The sequence below is a fragment of the Saccharopolyspora ipomoeae genome (assembly GCF_029952525.1).
Taxonomy (GTDB): Bacteria; Actinomycetota; Actinomycetes; order Mycobacteriales; family Pseudonocardiaceae; genus Saccharopolyspora; species Saccharopolyspora ipomoeae.
Genome location: NZ_JASAOF010000009.1, coordinates 37,711 through 60,971, shown reverse-complemented (window position 1 = coordinate 60,971; position 23,261 = coordinate 37,711). Strand labels below are relative to the sequence as shown.

Here is a 23,261-nt window from a genome sequence, read left to right as displayed (position 1 = left end):
CGAATACTCAAGGAGCGGCGCACGGAGTCCACGAAGGCGCTCAGGTTCCGCTACCCGCACCGCCATGCAAAGTGAGCGGAAACCGTTCTCAACCGCGCATCAGGAGGGTTTCGGCGCGGAGGGCGAGCTCCATGTCGAGGCGGTCGTCGGGGTCGGTGAGGCGGTCGCCGAAGAGCTGTTCCAGCTTGTTCATGCGGTAGCGGACGGTTTGCGGGTGGATGCCGAGGCGTTCGGCGAGTTCCCGGGCGCTGCCTCGGGATTGCAGCCAGACCAGCAGGGTTTCGCTGAGGCGGGCGCGCTGCTTGACGGTGAGCTCGTCGAGCGGGGTGAGGCAGCGGGCGCCGATCTGGGTGACCAGGAACTCGTCGCTGAGCAGCCAGAGCGTGGTGAGGTGGTCGGCGCAGCGGGTCAGCGCGCGGTTCGGGAGCACGCCGCGCTGCACCAGGTCGATCGCGTGCCGCGCCCAGCGCAGCGACCGGGCGGCGTCGCCGATCCGGACCTTGGGGGCCATCGCCGCGCGCCGGCCGCCGAGCTCGGCGACCAGGCCCGCCGGGTCGCGCGGCTCGTCGGGGATCAGCAGGCAGGGCGTCGCGCCTTCGAGGTTGACCAGCACGTCGTCGTCCAGACGCGGGTCGTCCGGGTCGTCGGAGACCGGTTCCAGCGCGACCAGGGTGACCCACTCCGGCACGTCCCACCGGGCGCTGTCGGCGAGGTCGCCGACGGACTGCGGTGAGGCGGGCGGTTCGGCCAGCAGCAGTTCGAGCAGCCGTCGCCTGCGCCGGGCCAGGGTGCCCACGGCGCGTTCCTGGGCGGTGGAGTAGCCCTCGAACGACAGCTTCGAGAGGTCGTCGACGTAGGCGAAGATCGCCTCGGCGCACAGGCACATCAGGTCCACCTGCACGTCGAGCTTCTTGCCGAACTCGGCGAAGTGCCGCCAGGCGACGCGCCCGCCCACCCGGTAGGCCGTCTGCAGGCTCTGCAGACCGCGACCGGCGGCGAACTCCAGCTTGCCCATCAGGCGGAAGTACTCCGACCAGTCGTCGGCACCGTCCTCCTCTTCCCGGATGTTGTTGAGCGGCTGGAGGATCGCCTGCTCGATGCCCCGGGTGAAGTACACGCCGAACGCGGTGTCCAGCGGTTGCGCGTACTCCGGGACCACGCCCTGGATCTCGCGCACGATCGCCTTGGCCAGCGGGGTGACGTAGGGGCGGAACCCGTCGGCGATCTCCTTGGGCAGCGCGGTGAACAACTGCCTGGCGCAGCCCTTCTCGACCTGGGGAGCGCTCCTCTCGTTGTGCGGGGCGGAGATCCGGCGTCGGGGATCGGTCCGCCGGCCGACTCCGAACTGGGTTCCTTCGCGCGGCCCTCCTTCGCGGACGGATCCGGATCCGACGTCGATCGCCATCTCTCCCCCAGTCGCAGCAATTTCGGGGCGGTGAATCATTCGGCAACACGCGTGCAATCACGAAAACATATGGACGGCAGCGGGAACTGTCAAACGCACCCCACTCCGACTTTGCGGAAGCAACCGGCGCTTTCGGCTATTCGAGTGGTGGTTCTTCCGGCGGGTGCTAATTTTGCGATTCGCGGTTGTGCCGCGATGACAAAAACCCGTTCCGCACGCGCCGCTCGCCCCTCCGCGCACCCAGTGAACCATCATGACCTGGGAATTGCGAAGAAGCTTCACATCACCATCTTTCCCATATTTCCCCTCTCGGCGCGAGAAAAACCATTCGATGCGACGAACCCGGCCACATCGTCGGTTTTTCCACGAGGTCGACCCGATTCCCGCTAGGCGCCGGATTTGCCGGGTTCCAACCCGAGCGCTGCCGAAAGGACCGGCCACGCCGCGCGCAGTTCCCGTTGCCAGTAGGGCCAATCGTGCGTTCCGCTGGCGTAGAAGTGCGCGGTCACCGCAATTCCCCGCTCCGCGAGCCGGTCGGTGAAGCTCTTCGAGCTCGCCAGCGACGCCGGTTCCAACGGATCCACCGCACCCGGCCGGTCCAGCGGCCCGGTGAGCCCGTTCCCCGCCGAGACGTACAGCCCGACGCCGCGCAGCCGGTCCACGTGGTCGAACGGGTTGTGCGCCGCCCAGATCCGGTGGTCGAGCACCTCGTCCCCCCACAGCGCGTACGGGTTGTACCCCTCCCGCACCAGCAGACCCTTGATCACCGCCGGAGCACCCGGGAACAGCGTGTTCGGGATGCCGCTGAACGACGCGGCCGCACCGAACGTCCCCGGGTTCCGGTAGGCGTAGGCCAGGGCGCCGTAGCCGCCCATCGACACTCCCGCCACCGCCCGGGAGCTCCCGGCCCGGTAGCCGCGCTCCAGGATCTGGCGCAGCTCGGTGACGTGGAACCGCTCCCAGTCCGGCGCCCCGCGCGCGCCGAAGTTCCACCACGGCGAGTACATCCCGGCCGGTCCCCCGCTGGGCATCACCACCAGCACGTCCTGGTCGGCGGTGAACTCCTCGACGTCGGTGAACCAGGTCCAGCCCTGGTAGTCGGCCGTCTCGCAGCAGCCGTGCAGCAGGTACAGCACCGGCCAGGTCCGGTCCGGCCGCTCCGCCCAGCGGGTGGGCAGCAGCAGCCGGACCACCGCGGCCCCGCCCAGCGCCGGGGAGGCGATCTCCAGGTCCACCTCGCGTTCGTCCACTCTGGACTCCCGGATCACCCGGGCGCCGTCGTCGGCAGCCGGTCCCGGCACCGCCGAGGCCGGAGCGGCCGCCACTGCCAGCAGCAGCGCGATCATCGCCGCGAGGACGCGGGCTCCCCCGCTCACAGCGGGATGTTCCCGTGCTTCTTGGCTGGCAGGGTCCTGCGCTTGGTGCGCAGCACCCGCAGCGCCCGCGCGATCTGGTGGCGGGTGCGGGACGGCTGCACGACCATGTCCACGTGGCCGCGCTCGGCCGCCCGGTAGGGGGTGGCGAATGCCTCGGCGTACTCGGCGGTGAGCCGCGCGTGCAAGGCGGCGCGCTGCGGCTCGTCGGTCTCGGCCAGGCGCTTGCGGTGCAGGATCGCCGCGGCACCAGGCGCTCCCATCACCGCGATCTCCGCGGTCGGCCAGGCGATGTTCACGTCCGCGCCCAGGTGCTTGGAGCCCATCACCGCGTAGCCACCGCCGTAGGCCTTGCGCACCACCACGGTCACCTTCGGCACCGTGGCCTCCGCGTAGGCGTAGATGAGCTTCGCGCCGCGCCGGATGATGCCGCCGCGCTCCTGCGCCACGCTGGGCAGGTACCCCGGCACGTCGGCCAGGGTCAGCAGCGGGACGTTGAAGGCGTCGCAGAACCGCACGAACCGCGCGGCCTTCTCCGAGGCGTCGATGTCGATCACCCCGGCGAGGTGCTGCGGCTGGTTGGCCACCACGCCGACGGTGCGCCCCTCGATCCGGGCGAACGCGCAGATCATGTTGGGCGCGAACCGGTCGTGGACCTCCAGGAACTCGCCCCCGTCCACCAGGCGCTCGATCACGTCGTACATGTCGTAGCCCTGGTTCTCCGAGTCGGGGACGATCTCGTCGAGCTCCTCCTGCCGCGCGAGGGGTTCCTCCGGCTCGTAGATCGGTGGTTGCTCCAGGTTGTTGGCGGGCAGGTAGCCGAGCAGGGCGCGCACCCAGGAGAACGCGTCCTGCTCGTCAGGCGCCACGTAGTGGGCGTTGCCCGACACGGAACCGTTGGTGGCGGGCCCGCCCAGCTCGGCGACGTCCGGCCGCTCGCCGGAGACGGCCTGGACGACGTCGGGCCCGGTGACGAACATGTGCGAGGTGCCCTCCACCATGACGGTGAAGTCGGTGATGGCCGGGGAGTACACCGCTCCTCCCGCGCACGGGCCGGTGATCATGGACAGCTGCGGGATCACGCCCGAGGCGTGGGTGTTGAGCCTGCCGAGCTCGGCGTAGTAGGCCAGCGACTCCACGCCCTCCTGGATGCGGGCACCTCCGGAGTCGTTGATGCCCACGACCGGGCAGCCGATGTCCATCGCCAGCTCCATCACCTTGAGCACCTTGCGCCCGAAGGTCTCCCCCATGCTGCCGCCGAACACGGTGAAGTCCTGCGAGAACACGCACACCGGCCGGCCGTCGACGGTGCCGTGCCCGGTGACCACGCCGTCGCCGTAGGGCCGGTGGCGGTCCATCCCGAAGTCGGTGCAGCGATGCCGGGCGAACTCGTCGAGCTCGACGAACGAGTCGGCGTCGAGCAGCTCCTCGATGCGCTCGCGCGCGGTGAGCTTGCCCTTGGCGTGCTGGCGGTCCCGCGCGCGCTTCTCGGCGACCCTGGTGACCTCCTCGTGGCGGGCGTTGAGGTCGCCTAGCCGATCCGCGGTGCTCGTGCGATCGAGCATGCCAGTTCTCCTTCCAGGTGGTCGGCGATCACCGAGACGTGCGGCGGGTCGATCATCGAGACGTGGTCGCCGGGCACCCGCACGATCCGCAGGTCGGAGCAGAACTCGTCCCAGCCCAGCGAGTCGTCGGTGCGCAGGTAGCGCGGGTCCAGCGAGGTCGTCAGCGGGTGCGGTTCGCTGGAGCGGAACAGCAGCACGCGGCCCGGGTAGGGGCGCGGCCGGTACCGCTCGGCGATGCGGGCGTCGACGTACGAGGTGTACTGGTGGTGCAGCACCGCCTCGCCCATGTCCGGAACCCGGTCGGCGATGCGGTCCATGACGAAGCGGATCTGCTCGTCCTCCGGCAACCCGGCCAGGTCCTCGACGCCGATGCCCAGGCTGGTGCCGTAGGTCTGCTCGACGTAGTCGAGGAACCGGCCGTAGCGGTTCAGCAGCAGGTCCTGCTGGGCGGATTCCGGTGCGGGCAGCGGCAGGATCGAGTCGATCATGGCCACGAGGTCGACCTGCTGGCCGAGCTCGGTGAGCTGCCGGGCGACCTCGTAGGCCAGGCAACCGCCGAACGACCAGCCGGCCAGCCGGTACGGCCCGCTGCCCTGGATCTCGCGCAGCGTGGCGATGTAGCGGGCCGCGCTGTCCTCGACCGACCGCGCGTCGTCGAGCCGCTCGAAGCCGTGGCAGGGCTGGTCGTCGGAGAGCAGCTCCACCAGCGGCCGGTAGACGCCCGTCGAGCCGCCCGCCGGGTGGAACAGGAACAGCGGTGCCCGCTCGCCGGTCTCGCGCAGCGCGAGGACCGGTTCGGCCGCGGCGTCGAACCAGGGCCGGACCAGGTCGGCCATCTCGGCGATGGTGGGCCGGGCGAACAGCCTCGCCCGCTCGGGCGCGTCCGGGAAGCGGTCGGCGACCCGGGCCCGCACCCGCTCGGCCAGGACGTCGTCGCCGCCGAGGGCGAAGAAGTCGTCGTGCACGTCGAGGACTTCGACGTCGAGGACCTCCCGCCACAGCGCGGCGATCCAGCGCTCGACCTGCTCGCGCGGTTCCAGCACCGGTCGTGCGGCGCCGGGCTCGACGGGGTGCAGGCCGAGCTCGGCGGCGACGTGGGCGGCGACCTCCTCCAGGCTGGCGCCCCGGAGCAGCATCGGGATCGGCACGGTCATGCCGAAGTCGCGCTCGAAGGCCGTGCGGGCCCGCATCGCCATCAGCGAGTCCAGCCCGAGCCGGGTCAGCGGAGCCGTCACGTCGAGGGCGCCGGGGTCCAGGCCGGCGAGGCCGCTGATGCGGGACACCAGCGCGTCCAGGATCGCCTGGTGGGCCTGCGCGGGTTCCGCCGAGCGCAGCGCCTCGACGTCGGGCCCGCCGCCCTCCGGTTCGGTCGGCTCGGTTTCGGCGGCCAGGGCCGCGAACATCGGGCGGCGCGCCAGCTCCGGGAACAGCTCCAGGGTTCCCGTCACGTCCAGGCGGGTGACGCCGGTGGCGGTGCGCCCGGAGGCCAGCACGGCTTCGAGGGCTTCCAGCCCTTCGCCCGGGGTGAGCGGCCGCAGCACCGCGTTGTCGCGGCCGACGGCTCCGCCGAGCTCGTCCCACGGTCCCCACTCGATCGTCGCCGCAGGCAGACCGCCGCTGCGGCGCCACCGCACGAACGCGTCCAGCCAGGCGTTGGCGGTGGCGTAGGCGGTCTGGCCGGGTGAGCCGAACAGCGCGGCGGTCGAGGAGAACACCAGCCACCAGTCCAGGTCGAGCCCGGCGGTGGCCTCGTGCAGCCTGCGAGCGCCGACGACCTTCGGCCGCCACACCCGCGCGACGTCGGCTTCGGTCAGGGTGCTGACCGTGGCGTCGGCGAGGACACCGGCCGCGTGCAGCACACCCCGCACCGGGACGTCGTCGGCGCCCGCCTCGCGGATCAGCTGCTCGGCGGTGCCGTCCTCGGCGATGTCGCCCAGCACGACCCGCACGTCGGCGCCGTGCCCGCGCAGCTCGTCGAGCACCTGCGACGCCGGGCCGGACGGGGCGCTGCGCCCGCACAGCACGATCCGGGTCGCGCCGCGCTCGGCGAGCCACCGCGCGACCAGCAGACCGAGCCCGCCGAGACCGCCGGTGAGGACGTAGGCTCCGTCGCGCACCGCGGGGAGCACAGGGCGTTCGGGGATCTCGACGCGCTCCAGGCGCGCGGCGAACCGGGTGCCGTCGCGCCAGGCGACCTCGTCGTCGGCCGCCGCCCCCGCCAGCTCGGAGACCAGCGCACCCGGGCTGCGCTCGTCGAGGTCGAGGTGGGTGACCCGCAGCTCGGGGTGCTCGAAGGCCAGCACCCGCACCAGGCCGCGCAGGAACGCGAGACCGGGAGCACCGGGTTCGTCACCGATCGCGACCGAGTCGCGGGTGACCAGCCACAACCGGCCGTCGGTGAGCTCGTTGGCGGCTGCGGCGGCGGTCAGCAGCAGCCGCCGGGCCTCGTCGGGTTCGTCGTAGCGCTCGGGTGCGCCCGCGACGAGGAGAACGCCGTCGCAGCCCGCTTTCCGACTCCCCAGCCCGTCGATGTCCGATGTGGACAGGGACGCGGTCTCGTCGCCGGATCCGGCGAGGTCAGCGGAGGCCCGGGCGATCTCAGGGCCGGACGGGTCGTCGGCGAGCAGCAGCCACCGCCGCCGCGGGCGCTCGACCGGTTCGCGGTCCGCGCGGGCCCAGCGGAGTTCGAACGTCTTGTCCGCCAGCGGAACCGGCATCGGCGTGCGCAGGCGGCGCAGGTAGACCTCGGCCATCTCGACGAGGACGCGGCCCGAGCCGTCGACGAGCTGCACCGTGCCGACCAGGCCGTCGCCGTGCTCGTCGGCGGGGTCGAGCGCCGCGTCGCAGCGGACCCCGTCGCCCGGGTCGCCGAGCACCCGCACCGAGCCCAACGACATCGGCAGGTACAGGCCCGGATCCTCGGCGACCCGGTCGGCCGCCGCGGCGGCCAGGGCGTGCAGGCAGGAGTCGGCGAGCGCCGGGTGCAGCACGTGGTGCCGGCTCTGCGGGGCGGCCGCGGGCAGCGAGATGCCCGCCGAAGCCCGGCCTCGCCCGGCCCGCGCGGTGCGCAGACCGCGGAACGCCGGGCCGTAGTGCTGCCCGAGCTCGGCGAGCTCCCGGTAGACGTCGACGGGGCGTCCGTCCGGGAGCTCGCCCAGCGGCTCGGGTCCGGGTCGGTCGGGGGACTCGACCCGGACCGTCGCCACCGCGTGCCGCACCCAGCGTCCGGTGGCGGAGCGGGCGTGCACGGCGACCTGGGCGGTGTCGGTGCCGGTCGTGCGCAGCGAGGTGTGCACCGTGGTGCCGGTGGTCAGCGGAAGGGGTTGGCGCAGTTCGAGATCCCGCACCCGCACCGGCCGGTCCGGCCCGAACGCGACCGCAGCGGCCGACAGCGCCGCGTCGAGGTAGCCGGTGGCGGGCAGCACCGGCACGTCGTGCACGACGTGGTCGGCCAGCCACGGCTGCCCGTCGGTGCCCACCTCCCCGCGCCAGACGTGCAGGTCGGCGTCCGGGACCTCGACGTGCGTGCCCAGCAGCGGGTGCTCGCCGGAGGCCCTGCGGCGGCGGGGTCGCGTCCAGTGCCGCTGGTGCTCCCAGACCGGGCCGGGCAGGTCGACGACCGGGCCGCGCGGGTAGCGGGTGCGCAGCGCGGTCTCGTGGCCGGCGACGTGCAGCGCGGCCATCGCCCCGAGCAGGCTCCGCTGGTCGTCGGCGTCGCGGACCAGCGTCGGCAGCGCGGCGACCCGCGCTGCTCCGGCGGTGCCCTCGACGGCGAAGCGGGCGATCGGGTGCGGGGAGATCTCCAGGAAGGTGCGGTGGCCGTCGGCCATCGCCGCCGCCAGGGCTTGGGTGAAGCGGACGGGTCGGCGCAGGTTCGCGGCCCAGTAGTGCTCGTCGAACTCCGGCACCCCCGTCGGGTCGTCGAGAACGCTGCTGTAGCAGCGGATCTCGGGCTCGGTCGGGTTCAGCTCGCCCAGGCGGGAGCGGAACTCGTCGAGGACCGGGTCCACCGCCGGGGAGTGCCCGGCCCCGCCCACGTCCAGCGAGCGGGCCATCCGGCCGCGCGCCTCGACCCGGGCCACCAGGGCCTCGACCTGCGCGGCGTCGCCGGTGACGGTGCACTGGGTCGGCGAGGTGTGCACGGCGATCGACACGTCGGGGTGGTCGGCGGCGAGCTCGGCGAACTCGGCGGCGGAGAGCTCGACCGCGGCCATCCGCCCGGCGCCTCCGGAGTCGAGGTTCGCCAGCAGGCGGGAGCGGGTGACCATCACCCGCAGCCCGTCGGCGAACGGCAGAGCACCGGCCACCACGGCGGCCGCGACCTCCCCCATCGAGTGCCCGACGATCGCGTCGGGTTCGACGCCGTGCGCCCGCCACACCGCCGCGAGCGCGACCTGGACGCCGAACAGGACCTGCTGCCGCGCCGCCAGATCCGACTCGGTCAGGTCCCCGCCCAGCACCTCGCGGAGCGAAAAACCGGTACCCTGCGCGAACAGCGGGTCCAGATCGTCCACAGCGGACCGGAACGATGGCTCGGTCTCCAGCAGCCTCCGACCCATCCCCGCCCACTGCGACCCGTAGCCGGAGAACACGAAAACCAGCCCGGTGCCCACCGTTTCACCGACGTGAACGCCGTCTCCGGCCAAGCTGCGCAGCTTCTCGGCCAGCTCGTCGCGGTCGGCGGCCACCACGGCGGCGCGATGCGCGAGGTGGTCGCGGCGGGTGACCAGCGCGGCGGCCACGTCCCCCAGCGGGGCGCCCTCCAGGCCCTCGGCGAGGTCGGCGGCGCGGCGCCGCAGCGCCGACTCGGTGCGGGCCGACAGCGCGAACGCGTGCGGGACCGCGCCGTCCGGCTCGGGTTCGGGGTCGGGCTCCGGCCACTCCTCCAGGACGACGTGGGCGTTGGTGCCGCCGAAGCCGAACGCGGACACGCCCGCGCGGGCGATCCCGGAGTAGCGCGGCCACGCCGCGCCGGTGTCGGCGACCCGCAGGCGGGTGGCGTCGAAGTCGATGTGCGGGCTGGGTTCGGTCGCGTGCAGGCTCGGCGGGATGCGCCCGCGCGTCATCGCCAGGACCACCTTGATCAACCCGACCAGCCCGGCCGCGCCCTCCAGGTGCCCGAGGTTGCTCTTCACCGAGCCCAGCAGCAGCGGTCGCCGCGACGCGCGCGACGCCCCCAGCACCTCGCCGAGCGCCTCCGCCTCGATCGGATCGCCCAGCGGCGTGCCGGTGCCGTGCGCCTCGATGTAGTCCACCACCGCCGGGTCGAGGTCGGCGGCGGCGTAGGCGTCGCGCAGCAGAGCGCGCTGCGCGTCGGGGTTCGGGGCCACGATGCCGTTGGAGCGCCCGTCGGAGTTGATGGCGGTACCGCGCACCAGCGACAGCACCCGGTCGCCGTCGCGCCGGGCGTCGGAGAGCCGTTTGAGCAGCACCACGCCGCAGCCCTCGCCGCGCACGATGCCGTCGGCGGAGGCGGCGAAGGGCTTGCAGCGGCCCTCGGCCGAGAGCACGCCCGCCCGGTGGAAGTTCGCGGTGATGCCCGGCGAGAGCATCAGGTTCACCCCGCCGACCACGGCCAGGTCCGACTCGCCGCCGCGCAGGCTCGCGGCCGCCTGGTGCACCGCGACCAGCGACGACGAGCACGCCGAATCGGTGGTGAGGCTGGGGCCGCGCAGGTCCAGCAGGTAGGACAGCCGGTTCGCGGCGATCGCGGCGGCCGCCCCGGTGCCGGTCCAGGCGTCGACGGTGTCGAGCTCGCCCATCGTCAGTGACCCGTACTCGGTGGACGACATCCCGACGAACACGCCGGTGCGGCTGCCGCGCAGCTCCCTCGGCGGGATGCCGGCGTGCTCCAGCGCCTGCCAGGTCACCTCCAGCAGCAGCCGCTGCTGCGGGTCCATCGCGGCGGCCTCCACCGGGGCGATGCCGAAGAACGCGGCGTCGAAACCCGCGACGTCGTCGAGGAATCCGCCGCGCGCGGGCAGATTGCGCCAGTCCTCGGCCGGGGCGAAGTCGGCCCACCTGCCCTCGGGCAGGTCCCGGATCGCCTCGTCGCCGCGGTCGAGCAGCTCCCAGAACCGCTCCGGCGAGTTCACCCCGCCCGGCAGGCGGCAGCCCAGGCCGACGACGGCGATCGGCTCGTCCCCGCGGGCGCGGGGTCGCGGGATGTCGATCTCCTCGCCGCCGGAGAGCCGGGCCGCCAGCGCGGCGATCGTCGGGTTCTGCCAGACCAGCGTCGGCGAGAGCCGCCTGCCCAGCCGCTCCCCCAGCTCGGCGGCCAGCGCCACCGCGTCCCGGGAGGACAGGCCGAACTCGTGCAGCGGCCGCTCGACGTCGACCCGGTCGAGTCCGGTGGTCTCGGCGAACCGCTCGGTCAGCCACCGCCGGATCTCGTTCTCGCCCAAGGTGTTCGGGTCGCCCATCACGCGCTCCCTCGCAGAGTTCCGGTCAGGTAGTGCTGTCGCGCCGCGGAGCGCGAGATCTTGCCGCTGGAGGTGCGGGGCACCTCGCCGGGGCCGAGCACCACCAGCTCGTGCACGGCGAGCCCGTGCCGCCCGGCGACGGCGGCGCGCACCGCCTGGCCGAGCGCGTCGAGGTCCACCTCGTGTTCGGCGAGGCGGCTGGCCCGCTCCACGGCCACCACCGCGGCCTCGCCGTCGTCGGTGGGGACGGCGAACGCGGCCGCCGAGTGCTTGCGCACGGCCGGGTGCGCCTGCTCGACGGTCTCCTCCACGTCCTGCGGGTAGTGGTTGCGGCCGTCGACGATGATCAGGTCCTTGATCCGGCCGGTCACGTACAGCTCGCCGCCGTGGATCACGCCGAGGTCGCCGGTGCGCAGCCAGTGCCCGGCAGCGTCCGGGACGAACGTGCACGCCGACTCCTGGGGCTTGCGCCAGTAGCCGTGCGCCACGTTCTCGCCGCGCACCCAGATCTCGCCGACCCGGTCCGGAGGGAGGTCCTGCTCGGTGTGCTGGTCGACGATGCGCACCAGCTGGTCCACCGGGTGCCCGGCCGAGACCAGCGTGCTCACGTCACCGCCGGCGGGTTCCGCCCGTCCGGCGGCCAGGGCTTCGCGGTCGAGCTCGACGCGGCGCGGCGGCGACCCGGCCGGGCTCGCCGAGACCAGCACCGTCGCCTCGGCCAGGCCGTAGGAGCTGCGGTGCGCCTTGCGGCGCAGGCCGCACCCGGCGAAGGCGTCGTGGAAGCGGTCGATCGCGGCCGGCTGCACGGGTTCGCTGCCGTCGATGAGGGCGCGCACGTGGTCCAGCCGCAACCGCGCCTTGTCCTCCTCGGCGACGCGCGCGGCGCAGAACGCGTAGGCGAAGTTCGGCGCGGCGGTGATCGCGCCCGGGTTCGCCGACAGGGCTTCCAGCCAGCGCACGGGTCGTTCGAGGAAGGCGACGGGGTCGATGAGCACCGACCGGGTCCCGGCGACCAGGGGCGCGGCCAGCGCCAGCATCAGCCCCATGTCGTGGAACAGCGGCAGCCAGCTCACCGTCGGGGTGCGGCCGCCGACCGCCTCGTAGGCCGACATCGCCTGCGCCGCGTTGGCGACCACGTTGCGGTGGGTGATCATCACGCCGGCGGGGGCCTTCGTCGAACCCGAGGTGTACTGCAGGTACGCGACCTCGTCGGGGTCGTGCGCCACCGGATCGCACTCGGCGTCGGGCACCTCGTCCACGGCGAGCACCTCCACGCCGACGACCCCGCGCTCGCGCAGGAAGTCCCGGACGACGCCGAGCTTGTCGGCGACGGTGAGCACGACGCTCGGCGCGCAGTCGGCGAGCACGCCGGCGAGCCGGTCGGCGTGGCCGGGCAGGTCCGGGGCGAACAGCGGCACCGCGACCAGCCCGGCGCGGCAGGCTCCGTGGAACGCCACGAGGTAGTCCGCCCGCTGCGGCACCAGGATCGCCGCCCGGTCCCCGCGCAGGGCGGACCGGCGCAGCGCGCTCGCCACCGAGCCCGCCCTGCGGTCCAGCTCGGACCACGTCAGCGACGCGGCCAATCCCTCCGGGCTCTCGGTGAAGTCGAGGTGGGTGACCGCCAGTCGGTCCCCGCTGCGCTGCGCGCACCGCGTCAGCAGCGCGGACAGCGATTCCCCTTCGACATCGGGCAGCCACGAACCCGCGGCGTTGGACATGTCGGCGGCAGTCGCTCGCATGGTTCTCCCAACAATCGTGCGGAATGCGATTCCGGGCGCGTTCGGTCCCGGTTCCCATTCGGCGGCAGCGAAATGCGATTCCAGTGGCGGGAATTCCCGCGATTCTCAGTCGACGGCGGATTCCGGGGTGCGCGATCGGAAGCAGCGGTAGGTCACCGCCGCCGCCAGCAGTTCCACCACCGCGGCGGTGATCAGACCGGCGGTGAACCCGGACGCCAGCGCTTCCGGAGCGGGCGCGCCCCCGGCCAGTTCGGCGTTCTGGCGGACGGTGAGCACGAGCCCGATCAGCGCGACGCCGAGCGCGCTGGACAGCTCGCGGGAGGCGGTGAGCACGCCCGAGGCGATGCCGGCGTCGCGGGTGGCGACGACCTCCAGCGAGAACGACGTGAGCGGCGTGGTGAACGCCGAGCCCGCGCCGATGAGCAGCAGGCCCGGGATGCGGGGCGGCACCTCCGGGACGTGGTTGACGACCGCGATGGCCACCAGCCCCGCGCTGACCAGGACCAGCCCGACCAGCACGGTGTAGCGGGGTCCCCACCGCTCGACGGCGGGGGCGACCAGCGGGGTCGCGCCGACGATGGCGACGGCGACCAGCACCAGCGGCAGCCCGGCCTCGGTGGGGGTCAGCGCCAGCGACTCCTGGTGCAGCAGCGGCGTGAAGAAGAAGACGCCGCTGACCCCCAGTCCCCAGAGCAGCTGCACCGACACCCCACCGAGGAACGCCCGCTCGGCCACCAGCGCCCGGGGCAGCAGCGGGTGCGCCGAACGGCGTTCCACCAGCACGAATCCGACCAGCGCGAGCACGCCGAGCCCGGCCGGGACGACCCGGCCCGCGAGGTCCGGGGCGTGCTCGCCGGTGCCGACCAGCGCCATCAGGAACAGCAGCATCGAGGCGGTCACCAGCAGCATCCCCCGCACGTCCACCCGGCCCGGGGCGGAGCGCTCGGTGGTGACGGCGGCAGCGGGCGCCAGGGCGGCCGCTGCGACCGCGAAGGGCACGTTGCTGAAGAAGATCCAGCTCCAGTGCAGGTGCTCGCTGAGCAGGCCGCCGGTGGCGGGGCCGACCGCGATCGCCACGGCCAGCGCCGCGGTCCAGATGCCCGCCCCGATCGCCCGTCCCCGGACGTCGAGGTTGGTGCGCAGCAGGCTCAGCGTCGCCGGGACCAGGACGGCGGCGGCGCAGCCCTGCACCACCCGGGCCGCGATGAGCGTGACCGCGTCGCGGGCGAAACCCCCGGCCAGCGCGGCGGTCCCGAACACGAGCAGGCCCAGCAGCAGCGCGCGGCGCTGTCCCCACCGGTCCACCAGGTTGCCCGCGACCAGCAGCAGTCCGGCGAAGGGCAGGATGTAGCCGAGGCTGATCCACTGCAGCTCGGTGAGCCCCAGCGCCAGCTCGCGGCCGATGGAGGGAACGGCCGCGGCGACGATGTTGTTGTCCAGCGTCGTGACGAACGCGACCAGGGCGATGATCACCAGGGTCGGCAGGGACGCGCCTCGGGGCTGCGCGACGCCGACCGGGCCGGTGATCCTTCCGGGCAGCACGCTCATCCCTCCTCGTTCTCGTGCTCGGCCAGCGCCGCCTCGTCCTCGGCGCCGAACTGGTCCTCCAGGCGCTCCGGGCTGTAGTCGACGTCGATGGCGGCGAGTTCCGCGCCGCGCGCGGCCTCGATCGAGCTGAGCCTGCGCGCGGCCCGGTCGGTGGCGTAGCCGAACACATCGCCCAGGTCGAAGCCGAACGGGTCGTCGTCGAGCTGGTCCAGCGAGTGCTGGATCTGGGTCATGACGTGCGGCAGCAGCGCGTCCATCTGGTCCTGCACGACCGCCCAGTTCGCGTCGTCGGCGGCCACGTGGCGCCGGCAGGTGAAGGTGCCCCAGGCCATGTGCCTGCGCTCGTCGTCGCCGATGCGGCGGATGAGCTGCTGCATCCCGGGCAGGATCCCGGCGTGCTTGCATGCCTTGTTCCACACGAAGTAGCCGGTCAGCGCCAGCACCCCTTCGACGATGTGGTTGTAGGTCACCGACGCGCGGATCTGGTTCTCCGGGCTCGGGTCGTCGTGCAGCCGGCACAGGGCGGTGGGCAGCGCGTCGTAGAAGATGGCGCGGTAGCCGGGGTTGTCGGCGACGTGGTGGTGCAGGTCGTCGGTGAGACCGACGGCGTCCAGCCACAGCCGGAACACCTGGGCGTGCTTGGCCTCCTCGAAGCAGAACTGGGTCAGGTACATCTCGTCGGCGATGCGCCCCTCGGCGCGCATCGCGGCCAGGAACGGCTGGATCTCCTGGGCCACGGCCTCCTCGCCGCCGAGGAACTGGGCGCAGAGCATGGTCCCGGCGAAGCGCTGCTGCTCGTCGAGCGACGCCCAGTCCTCGGCGTCCTGGCTGAAGTCGAGCTCGGCGGGGTTCCAGAACCGCGCGTTGCCCTTGTCGAACAGCCGCAGCGGCAGCGAGTCCCAGTTCAGGCCGCCCTCGCGCAGCGAGTGGAAGCCCTCGCGCGGACGAGCGTCGATCACGTGTCCGGTCATCGTGCTGACTCCTCTCCACGTCGTACCGGTACGTCCACGCGGGACGGATCGGTCTCCGGCGAGGTGAGCACCACCTGTCCCCCGCCGGAGTTCCAGTCGATGAACAGCGGGTCCGCGGTGTCGATCACCAGCGCCAGCCTGCCGTCGGCGGGGATGTCGTAGGCCGTCGGCGAGAACCGCAGGTCCACCGGCATCTCCGCGCCGGGGATCGCGTCGGTCCAGCTCAGCGGCACGTAGTTGATCAGCCGCCCGGTGCCGGTGGAGTCCACGTCGTAGAGGTAGGCGACGATCGTGCCCGTCTCCCCGGGCGGGATCACCGTCAGGTGGAGGTCGACGGAGCCGCGCACCTGGAGCCCGTCCGGGAACTCCGGGCTGGTCCACACCGCGCCGTGCTCCCGGTCGATCCCGGACAGCCACGCCCTCGGCGGTTCACCCGTGAGAGCTTCGAAGCTGTAGGTCGCCAGCGGAACACCACCGGTGGCGATCGTGTCGCGGCTCGCGTCGATCTCGACCCGCCAGCCGGGCCGGGGCGCGTCGCCGATCACCCCGTCGTCCGGCCCGGGACCCGGGAACAGGTGCTGCGGCTCGCCTTCGGCGGCTCGCCAGTCCGGGTAGGTCTCGGGGTCGTGGGTGCCCGGCCGGGCCCGCAGCACGACCGGCTCCTCGCCGAGGATCGAGGTGTCGGTGCCCGCGACGGTGGCGTCGAACCAGCGCAACGCGGTGTCCCACGTCTCGCTGGGAAGTCCCAGCAGGCCACCGGATTCGGCCGAGGCGTGCTCGCCGGGGACGAGGTCGATGCGCTTGGGGCCGGTGTAGTCCTCGTAGAGCTCGACCATCTGGTCCGGCGGGAACACCGTCTCGCTCCAGGTGTGCCCGATGAGCAGCGCGGGCCGGTTCTCGTTGAGCCGGTCGAGGTACCGGCTGGGCGAGCGGACTCGTGCCCACTCGTTGATGACCTCCCGGTCCACCGGGTCCGGTGTGGGGTCGAAGTAGGTGCGCAGCATCCAGTCGGTCTCCGGGCTGAGCCTGCCGTGGCCCCACCCGGAGGTGTAGAGCACCAGGGCGACGAGCCCGCGCCGGGTCTGGTTGCCGTACAGCGAGTGCACCAGGTCGAACCAGCCGCTCAGCGACACCACCGAGCGGATCCGGTTGTCGAAAGCGGCTGCGATCACGCCGATCCCGGCCCCGTAGGACACCCCGGCGACGCCGATCCGCTCGGGATCGGTGGCGGTGTTGGCGGTGGTCCAGTCGAGCACCGTCGTCACGTCGGCGACGTCCTTCGGCCCGGCGGTGTCGACCTCACCCGCGGATTCGCCGAAACCCCGTGCGCCGTAGGCGACCACGACGTAGCCGCGGGCGGCGAGGTCGCGCGCCGGCATCACGTTCTGGGTGCACCCGCCGCCCCACGCGCTGATCAGCACGGCGGCCGGGTGCGGGTCCGGGGTCCTCGGCTCCATCACCATCGCCTTGAGCTTCACGCCGTCGGCGGCGGTGATGTCGACGAAGCGCGTGGTGAAGCCGGTTTCCGCGTGCGCGGCGGGTGCGGCCGCCGCCAAGCAGGCCAGCGCCGACATCGAGACAAACGTCCTGCGGCTGTGCATTGCGTCCGCCTTTCGTTGTTCGCCATTCGCGACTCCCGGCGACGGGGCGGAACCATAAGCACGGAATTCGGCACCGGGCAAGGACTCGAATTTCCTTTCCAGGCACGGTGACAACGCGTCTTCTCGTTTTTGTCATGCGCCCTACAACTAATCGGTCAAGGACTCGACGAAGCGGCGAGTTCGGCTAATCTCCGCCCATCGCACCAGGTCTCACAACGGAGGTGGGCTCGTGCCCGAATTCGCACATCGCACCAGGCTCGTGGCGCTGGTGGTGGCGGCGCTCGGCGTCACCGCAGCCACGGCGCCCGTCGCCGTCGGCGAGCGCCCTGCCGGCGTGGCCACCGCGCAGCAGCAGCCGGGTCCGTTCGACGATTCCTTCTACGTGCCACCGCGAACGCTGCCCGAGGGCGAGCCGGGCGACGTCATCCGGTGGCGCCCGGCGTTACCCGCGCTCAACGCGGCCAACGCCGACGCGTGGCAGGTCATGTACCTGTCGACGAACGCGCTCGGCGAGCGCAACGCCGTCACCGCAACGGTTCTCGTGCCCAGGGGCGCCGATCCGGCGAAGGCCCCGATCGTCGGCTACGCGCCCGGCACGCAGGGACCGGCGTTCAAGTGCACGGCGTCGAAGGCGATCGAGCGCGGCACGCTCTACGACCAGCCCGCCGTCAACGACCTGATCAGCCGGGGCTACGCGGTCGCGGTCACCGACTACGAGGGCTACTCGCCCGAGACCACCCCGACCTACATCACCGGGCGCTCGGAGGGACCGGCGCTGATCGACGCGGTCCGCGCGGCGCAGCGCTTCCCGCAGGCGAAGCTCTCGCCGGAGGCGAAGGTCGCGTTCCAGGGCTACTCGCAGGGCGGCGGCGCGGCGATGTGGGCCGGTGAGCAGCAACCGGCCTACGCGCCCGAGCTCGACCTGGTCGCTGTCGCGGGCGGCGGCGTTCCCGCCGACCTCAACGAGGTCGCCGAGGGGCTCAACGGCTACGTCGGCTTCGGCTTCCTGGCCTTCGCCGCGGTCGGTCTGGACGCGGCCTACCCGGAGCTGGACCTGGACTCCTACCTCAACGACACCGGCAGGCAGGCCATCGCCGAGGCCAAGCAGCAGGACTGCGTCGTCGAGCTGCTGGCGAAGTACCCGGGCAAGAAGATCAGCGACTACACCGACCGCGACCCGCTGCCCACCCCGCAGTGGCAGGCCCGCATCGAGGAGAACGAGCTGGGAACCAGGCCGATCCGGGTCCCGGTGTTCCAGTACCACGGCGCCGTTGACGAGATCGTCAACACGCCGCAGGCCGAGGCGCTGCACCGCCGCTACTGCGACCAGGGCGTCCCGGTGACCTGGATGACCTACCCGGTCGACCACCTCGCCGGCATCTTCGCGGGCAACGCCGACGCGGGCCGGTTCCTCGCCGACCGCTTCGAGGGCAAACCTGCCGAACCGAACTGCTGATCGCGGCCGCGCCGCCCCGGTCCGCCCGGGGCGGCGCGCCTATCCTGAGCGGATGGCCGGGAACGACGACTCCACCTCGATGAGCGCGCGGGCGAGGGAAGCCGTGCGCGAGCGCATCATCGACCGCCGCTACCCGCAGGGAGTTCGGCTCGTCGAGCGCGAGGTGGCCGAGGAGCTGGGCATGTCGCGGGTGCCCGTCCGCGAGGCGCTGCGGTCGCTGGTCGCCGACGGGCTGCTGGAGCTGCTGCCGAACAGCGGCGTGCGGGTCCGCACGATCACCCGCGACGACGTGCACCACCTCTACGAGGTGTGGGAACCGCTGGCCGTGCAGGCGTCCCGGCTAGCAGCGCGCGCCACCGCAGACGACCCCGAGCGGGCGGCGGACCTGGAGCAGGCCCTGGACGACGCCGAGCGCGCGGCCGCGGCCGGTGCGGGCGCCCGCGAGGTGACCGCGCACGCCGCGTTCCACGAACGCGTCGTGGATCTGGCGGGCAACCCGCTGCTCACCCGCACGATGGAGCAGCTCAACGGGCTGCTGCGGCTGCTGTTCGGGATGCGGGAGGAACCCGCGCACATGCGGGCTCAGCACTCGGAGATGTTCCGGCGGATCGCGGCGGGCGACGAGGAGGCCGCGGCCGCCGCGACGCTCCTGCACGTGCGCGACAGCAGGTCGCTGGCCCTGCGCTCCCTCTTCGGGGACGGCTGACGATCGGTATACCAATCGACAGATCCAGCTGCACCGGCCACGACCGTTTTGGGATGACAACGGCAATTTCCGGAGCAGGATTGCAGCGTCGACGTGCTTTGGTATACAAACACGTCGTCCTACCTCCCTGCTTCCGAAGGAGCCCGCATGTGCCTCGACCACGTGCCACCGCCGTCGAACCGCCTGAGCCGCCGAGGCGTGCTCGCGGGTGCGGCGATGCTCGCCGGCGTGGGCGGCGCGGCTCTCACGACCCCGGCCGCGGCAGCGCAGCGCCCGGCCCCCTCGCGCGGCGGTGACCTGGTCCTCCGAGGCGGCACCCTGCTCGACCCGCAGACCGGGGAGGTCACCGAGAACGCGACCGTCGTCATCACCGGCGGCGCGGTCCGCGCGGCCGGGGCCGACGTCCGGGTTCCCGAGGGCGCGCAGGTGCTCGACGTGCCCGGCAAGTGGGTGATGCCGGGCCTGGTCGACGCGCACATGCACCTGACCACCCTCGACGAGGCCGGTGCCGCGCTGCGCGCCGGAGTCACGACGGTCCGCAGCGGCTCGACCAGCTTCTACCAGGACATCGCCCTCCGGGAGCTCGCCGAGCAGGCGCCCGAGCTCACCCCGCGCCTGAAGGCGGCGGGCGTGTTCGTCACCCCGGATCTCGCCGAGACCGTCCTGGCCGATCCGGACCTCGCGCCGCTGGCCCGCCTGCACGACGGGGTGCGCTCGCCCGAGGCGCTGCGCAAGGTCGTCGAGGTCAACCTCCGGCGGGGCGCCGACGTGATCAAGACCCGGGTCAACGAGCGCGCGGGCAAGCCCGACCAGGACCCGCGCACCCAGGTCTACTCCCACGAGCAGCTGGCCGAGATCGTCGCCGCAGCCCGGCGCGGCGGCAGGGGCGTGCTCTGCCACAGCTACAGCGAGCAGGGCTGCCACGACGCCGTCACGGCCGGGATCCGCTCGCTGGAGCACGGCGTGTTCGTCGGCGAGCGCACCCTGCACGAGATGCGCAGGCGCGACACGTACTTCACGCCGACGCTGACCGCGATCGCCGGGATGATCGACTCCCCCGACCCCGTGCTCGCCGAGCGCGGCCGCACCTACCTGCCGATCCTCAAGCAGGCGGTGCTCGCGGCCCACGCGACCGGGGTGCCGCTCGCCGCCGGCACGGACTCCTCGGGCGGGACCGTCGACCCCGTCGGCCGCGAGGTCGAGCTGATGCGCGAAGCCGGGCTGCCCGCGCTCGACGCGATCCGCACCGCCACCACCTCCGCAGCCCGCCTGCTCGGCCTGGAGAAGCAGGTCGGCCGCCTGCGCCCCGGCTACGCCGGTGACGCGATCGTCCTCGACGCCGACCCGCTCGCCGACGTGTCCGCGCTGAAGACGCCGTCGCTCGTCGTGCGCACGGGCGTCGCGATCTGACGCCGGAACGGAGGTACCCGATGCACTCCCTCGTCGTCCGCAACGTCCGCCCCTCCGGGGCGGACTCGCCCACGGACCTCGCCGTCGTCGACGGCCGGTTCACCGACGGCCCCGTCCCCGCCGATGCCGAGGTCGTCGACGCCGACGGCCGGATCGCGCTCCCGGCGCTGGTCAACGCCCACATCCACCCCGACAAGACCACCTGGGGCGGGCCGTGGGTGTCGCGCAGGCCCGCCAAGGGCATCGCCGACCACTGCGAGCAGGACGCCGAGCTCTTCCGCAGCCAGCCCCGCGCGGTCGCCGAGCGGTCCCTCGGCCTGATGACCCACGCCGTCACACGCGGCACCCGCGCGATGCGGGCGCACGCCGACGTGGCACCGGCCTACGACCTGGCCTGCCTCGACGGCGTCGCGCAGGCCCGCGACCGGCTGCGGCACGCGCTCGACGTCGAGATCGTGGCGTTCCCCCAGCACGGCGTCCTGCGCGCTCCCGGCACCCGGGAACTGCTGGAGGAAGCCGCGCGCACGGGTGCGATCGACGTGGTCGGCGGCATCGACCCGGTCGGCTTCGACCACGCCCTCGACGAGCAGCTGGACCTCGTCTTCGACCTCGCCGATCGGCACGCGGTGGGCGTCGACCTGCACCTGCACGATCGCGGGGAGGCCGGGACGACGACGCTGCGCGCCGTCATCGACCGCACCCGCGCACTGGCGTTGCGGGGCAAGGTCACCGTCAGCCACGTCTTCGGCCTGCCCGGGCTCCCGGACCGCGAGTTCGACGAGATCGCCTCCGCGATGGTCGATCTCGACATCTCGCTGACGACGGTGGCGCCCTCCGAGACGCGGGTGCTGCCGGTCGCCCGGCTGCGCGAGCACGGCGTGCGGGTGGGCCTGGGCACCGACGGGGTCCGCGACGCGTGGAGCCCGTTCGGCGACGCCGACATGCTCCACCGGGTCCACCAGCTGGGCTGGATCACCGGCGCCCGCACCGACGAGGAGCTGGCCGACTGCTACCGCGTGGCGGCCGACGACAGCGCGGACGTCATGAACCTGCCCCGCGTCGACTTCACACCGGGTTCGCCGGCCGATTTCCTGCTGGTGCGCGGCGAATGCCTCCCGCAGATCGTGGTGGACACGCCTCGGCCGGACGTGGTCGTGCACGCCGGCCGCGTCGTGGCGCGCGACGGCGAGGTGCGCTGAATCAGCCCGCGTCGCCGAGGACGTCGTTGATGCCGTCCCCGGATCGCCACTCGCGCAGGAGCCGCTGGAACGCGGCCGGTCCCGCGGCGAAGGTGATCCGGGGGCGAGCCGATCCCTCGTTGTTGTAGTAGCCGGGGGTGCACTCGGCGTCGAACCAGGCTCGGTCCGGGGAGGACGCCGTGATCGTCTCCACCCATTCGATCTCGGCGTCAGCGGTGGGTTCCACCGTCTTCACACCGCGCCTGCGGGCTTCGGCGACGACCTCGGCGACGTGGATCGCCTGCTCGTCGAGGACGTGCGCGTAGTTCACCGACGGCGCGTTCTGCAGCGGCCCCAGGTGGAACAGGTTCGGGAACCCGTTGCTGGTGAACCCGTGCAGCGTGCGGACGCCGCGGTCGCGCCAGACGTCGAGCAACCGCGTGCCGTCGCGGCCGTGAACCGGCAGCCGTCCGGTCATGACGTCGGACTTGCCGACCTCGAATCCGGTCGCGAAGATCACGCAGTCCACTTCGTACTCCCGGCCGCCGACGACCAGGCCGGTCTCGGTGAACCGCTCCACGCCACCGGAATCGGCGGTGTCGACGAGGGTGACGGTGTCCCGGTTGAACGCCGTCAGGTACTCGTCGCTGAAGGTGGGCCGCTTGCAGCCGTAGCGGTACCAGGGCTTGAGCAGCTCGGCGGTGGCCGGATCGTCCACGACCTGCTCGACGCGAGCGCGCAGCCGGTTCATCTTGGCGAAGTCCAGCAGCTCCTCGGCCCGCTCCCACTCGTCGGCGTCCCGGTCGGCGCGGGCGTCGGTCGAGATGATCTTGCCGAGCACGGGGGCACTGGCCGTCCACGCGTCGTCGACCAGGTCGTCCTCCACCGGCTGCCCGGTCACCGCGGCCTGGAAGTTCTCCCGCCGCCGCGCGTGCCAGCCGGGCTGCAGCGAGGCGGCCCACTCCGGATCGGTCGGGCGGTTGTCGCGGACGTCCACGGAGGACGGCGTGCGCTGGAACACCAGGAGTTCCCGGGCATCTCGCGCGACGTGCGGCACGACCTGGATCGCCGTGGCCCCGGTGCCGATGATCGCGACCCGCTTGTCGGCCAGCCCGGTCAGACCGCCGTCCGGTCCTCCCCCGGTGTAGCCGTAGTCCCACCGGCTGGTGTGGAACGTGTGCCCCCGGAAGGTCTCGATCCCGGGAATCCCGGGCAGTTTCGGGTGGTCCAGGGTGCCGTTGGAGACCACCACGTAGGTCGCCCGCATCGCGTCGCCGCGGTCGGTGCGCACGACCCACTCGCCGTCGTCCCAGCGGAGCTCGGTGACGCCGGTCTGGAAGCAGGCGTCGCAGTAGAGGTCGAAGGTGCGCCCGATCGCCCTCGCGTGCTGCCGGATCTCCTCGCCCGGCGAGTACTTCCACCGCGGCACGTACCCGACCTCCTCCAGCAGCGGGAGGTACACGTAGGACTCGATGTCGCAGTGGATGCCCGGGTAGCGGTTCCAGTACCAGGTGCCGCCGAAATCGCCGCCCTTCTCGACGATCCGGATCCGCTCGACTCCGCGCTGGCGCAGCCGCGCCGCCGCGCACAGGCCGCCGAACCCGCCGCCGAGCACGATCGCGTCGACCCGGTCGTCGAGCGGTTCCCGGGTGATCTCCTCCGCGTACGGGTCCTCGGCGTAGTAGCCGAAGCCGCCCTCCGCCCGCCGGTACTGCGCGGCGCCGTCGGGCCGGACGCGGCGCTCGCGCTCCGCGCGGTAGCGCTCGCGCAGCTCGGCGACCTCGGCGTCGGAGAACTCGGGGATCGGAGGAGTCGACATCGCGGCCTTTCTCGCTGCGCGCCCACCCCGGGGCAGCGCGTCGCCTTGGATTTAAGTCATGCGACTTA

Annotated in this window: 13 protein-coding genes; 4 read left to right on the top strand and 9 right to left on the bottom strand. The window is 72.9% G+C overall.

The genetic code is table 11. From position 1 onward, the window contains the following. Positions 1-88: 88 nt before the first annotated feature. The 8 genes from QFW96_RS16005 to QFW96_RS15970 all read right to left on the bottom strand — a co-directional run bounded on the left by QFW96_RS16005 (position 89) and on the right by QFW96_RS15970 (position 16,597). Positions 89-1,405 (bottom strand): PucR-like N-terminal domain-containing protein, encoded by a 1,317-nt coding sequence (locus tag QFW96_RS16005; protein ID WP_281456446.1) that lies wholly within the window; start codon positions 1,403-1,405, stop codon positions 89-91. A gap of 386 nt (positions 1,406-1,791) precedes the next feature. Continuing rightward, the gene (locus QFW96_RS16000; protein WP_281456591.1) at positions 1,792-2,751 is read right to left on the bottom strand and encodes an alpha/beta hydrolase; all 960 of its coding nucleotides are present in this window, start codon (positions 2,749-2,751) and stop codon (positions 1,792-1,794) included. Positions 2,752-2,777: 26 nt separating this feature from the next. Continuing rightward, the gene (locus QFW96_RS15995; RefSeq protein WP_281456445.1) at positions 2,778-4,343 is read right to left on the bottom strand and encodes an acyl-CoA carboxylase subunit beta; all 1,566 of its coding nucleotides are present in this window, start codon (positions 4,341-4,343) and stop codon (positions 2,778-2,780) included. Beyond that, entirely contained in the window at positions 4,310-10,765 is a 6,456-nt protein-coding gene (locus tag QFW96_RS15990; RefSeq protein WP_281456444.1) for a type I polyketide synthase, read from the bottom strand. The genes QFW96_RS15995 and QFW96_RS15990 overlap by 34 nt, the downstream gene beginning before the upstream one ends. After that, positions 10,765-12,504 (bottom strand): fatty acyl-AMP ligase, encoded by a 1,740-nt coding sequence (locus tag QFW96_RS15985; RefSeq protein WP_281456443.1) that lies wholly within the window; start codon positions 12,502-12,504, stop codon positions 10,765-10,767. Before QFW96_RS15985 ends, QFW96_RS15990 begins: the two co-directional genes overlap by 1 nt. 105 nt (positions 12,505-12,609) lie before the next feature. Continuing rightward, positions 12,610-14,052, bottom strand: a complete 1,443-nt coding sequence (locus QFW96_RS15980) for an MFS transporter (protein WP_281456442.1) — start codon at positions 14,050-14,052, stop codon at positions 12,610-12,612. Continuing rightward, positions 14,049-15,023 (bottom strand): R2-like ligand-binding oxidase, encoded by a 975-nt coding sequence (locus tag QFW96_RS15975; RefSeq protein ID WP_281456441.1) that lies wholly within the window; start codon positions 15,021-15,023, stop codon positions 14,049-14,051. Before QFW96_RS15975 ends, QFW96_RS15980 begins: the two co-directional genes overlap by 4 nt. Further along, on the bottom strand, positions 15,020-16,597 hold the full coding sequence (locus QFW96_RS15970) for an alpha/beta fold hydrolase (RefSeq protein WP_281456440.1): 1,578 nt from the start codon (positions 16,595-16,597) through the stop codon (positions 15,020-15,022). The genes QFW96_RS15975 and QFW96_RS15970 overlap by 4 nt, the downstream gene beginning before the upstream one ends. Positions 16,598-16,853: 256 nt before the next feature. Here QFW96_RS15970 and QFW96_RS15965 point away from each other — a divergent pair, with 256 nt between their 5' ends. From QFW96_RS15965 to QFW96_RS15950, 4 genes are all read left to right on the top strand, one after another. Then, positions 16,854-18,080, top strand: a complete 1,227-nt coding sequence (locus tag QFW96_RS15965) for a lipase family protein (RefSeq protein ID WP_281456439.1) — start codon at positions 16,854-16,856, stop codon at positions 18,078-18,080. Positions 18,081-18,132: 52 nt separating this feature from the next. Beyond that, positions 18,133-18,786 (top strand): GntR family transcriptional regulator, encoded by a 654-nt coding sequence (locus tag QFW96_RS15960; RefSeq protein ID WP_281456438.1) that lies wholly within the window; start codon positions 18,133-18,135, stop codon positions 18,784-18,786. A 147-nt stretch (positions 18,787-18,933) separates the two neighbouring features. Further along, positions 18,934-20,196: an amidohydrolase family protein gene (locus QFW96_RS15955; protein ID WP_281456437.1), complete on the top strand. Its 1,263-nt coding sequence runs from the start codon at positions 18,934-18,936 to the stop codon at positions 20,194-20,196. A gap of 20 nt (positions 20,197-20,216) precedes the next feature. Beyond that, on the top strand, positions 20,217-21,395 hold the full coding sequence (locus tag QFW96_RS15950; protein WP_281456436.1) for an amidohydrolase: 1,179 nt from the start codon (positions 20,217-20,219) through the stop codon (positions 21,393-21,395). Position 21,396: 1 nt separating this feature from the next. Here the strand turns inward: QFW96_RS15950 and QFW96_RS15945 are convergent, their stop codons facing one another. Next, on the bottom strand, positions 21,397-23,193 hold the full coding sequence (locus QFW96_RS15945; protein ID WP_281456435.1) for a flavin-containing monooxygenase: 1,797 nt from the start codon (positions 23,191-23,193) through the stop codon (positions 21,397-21,399). Positions 23,194-23,261: the final 68 nt, after the last annotated feature.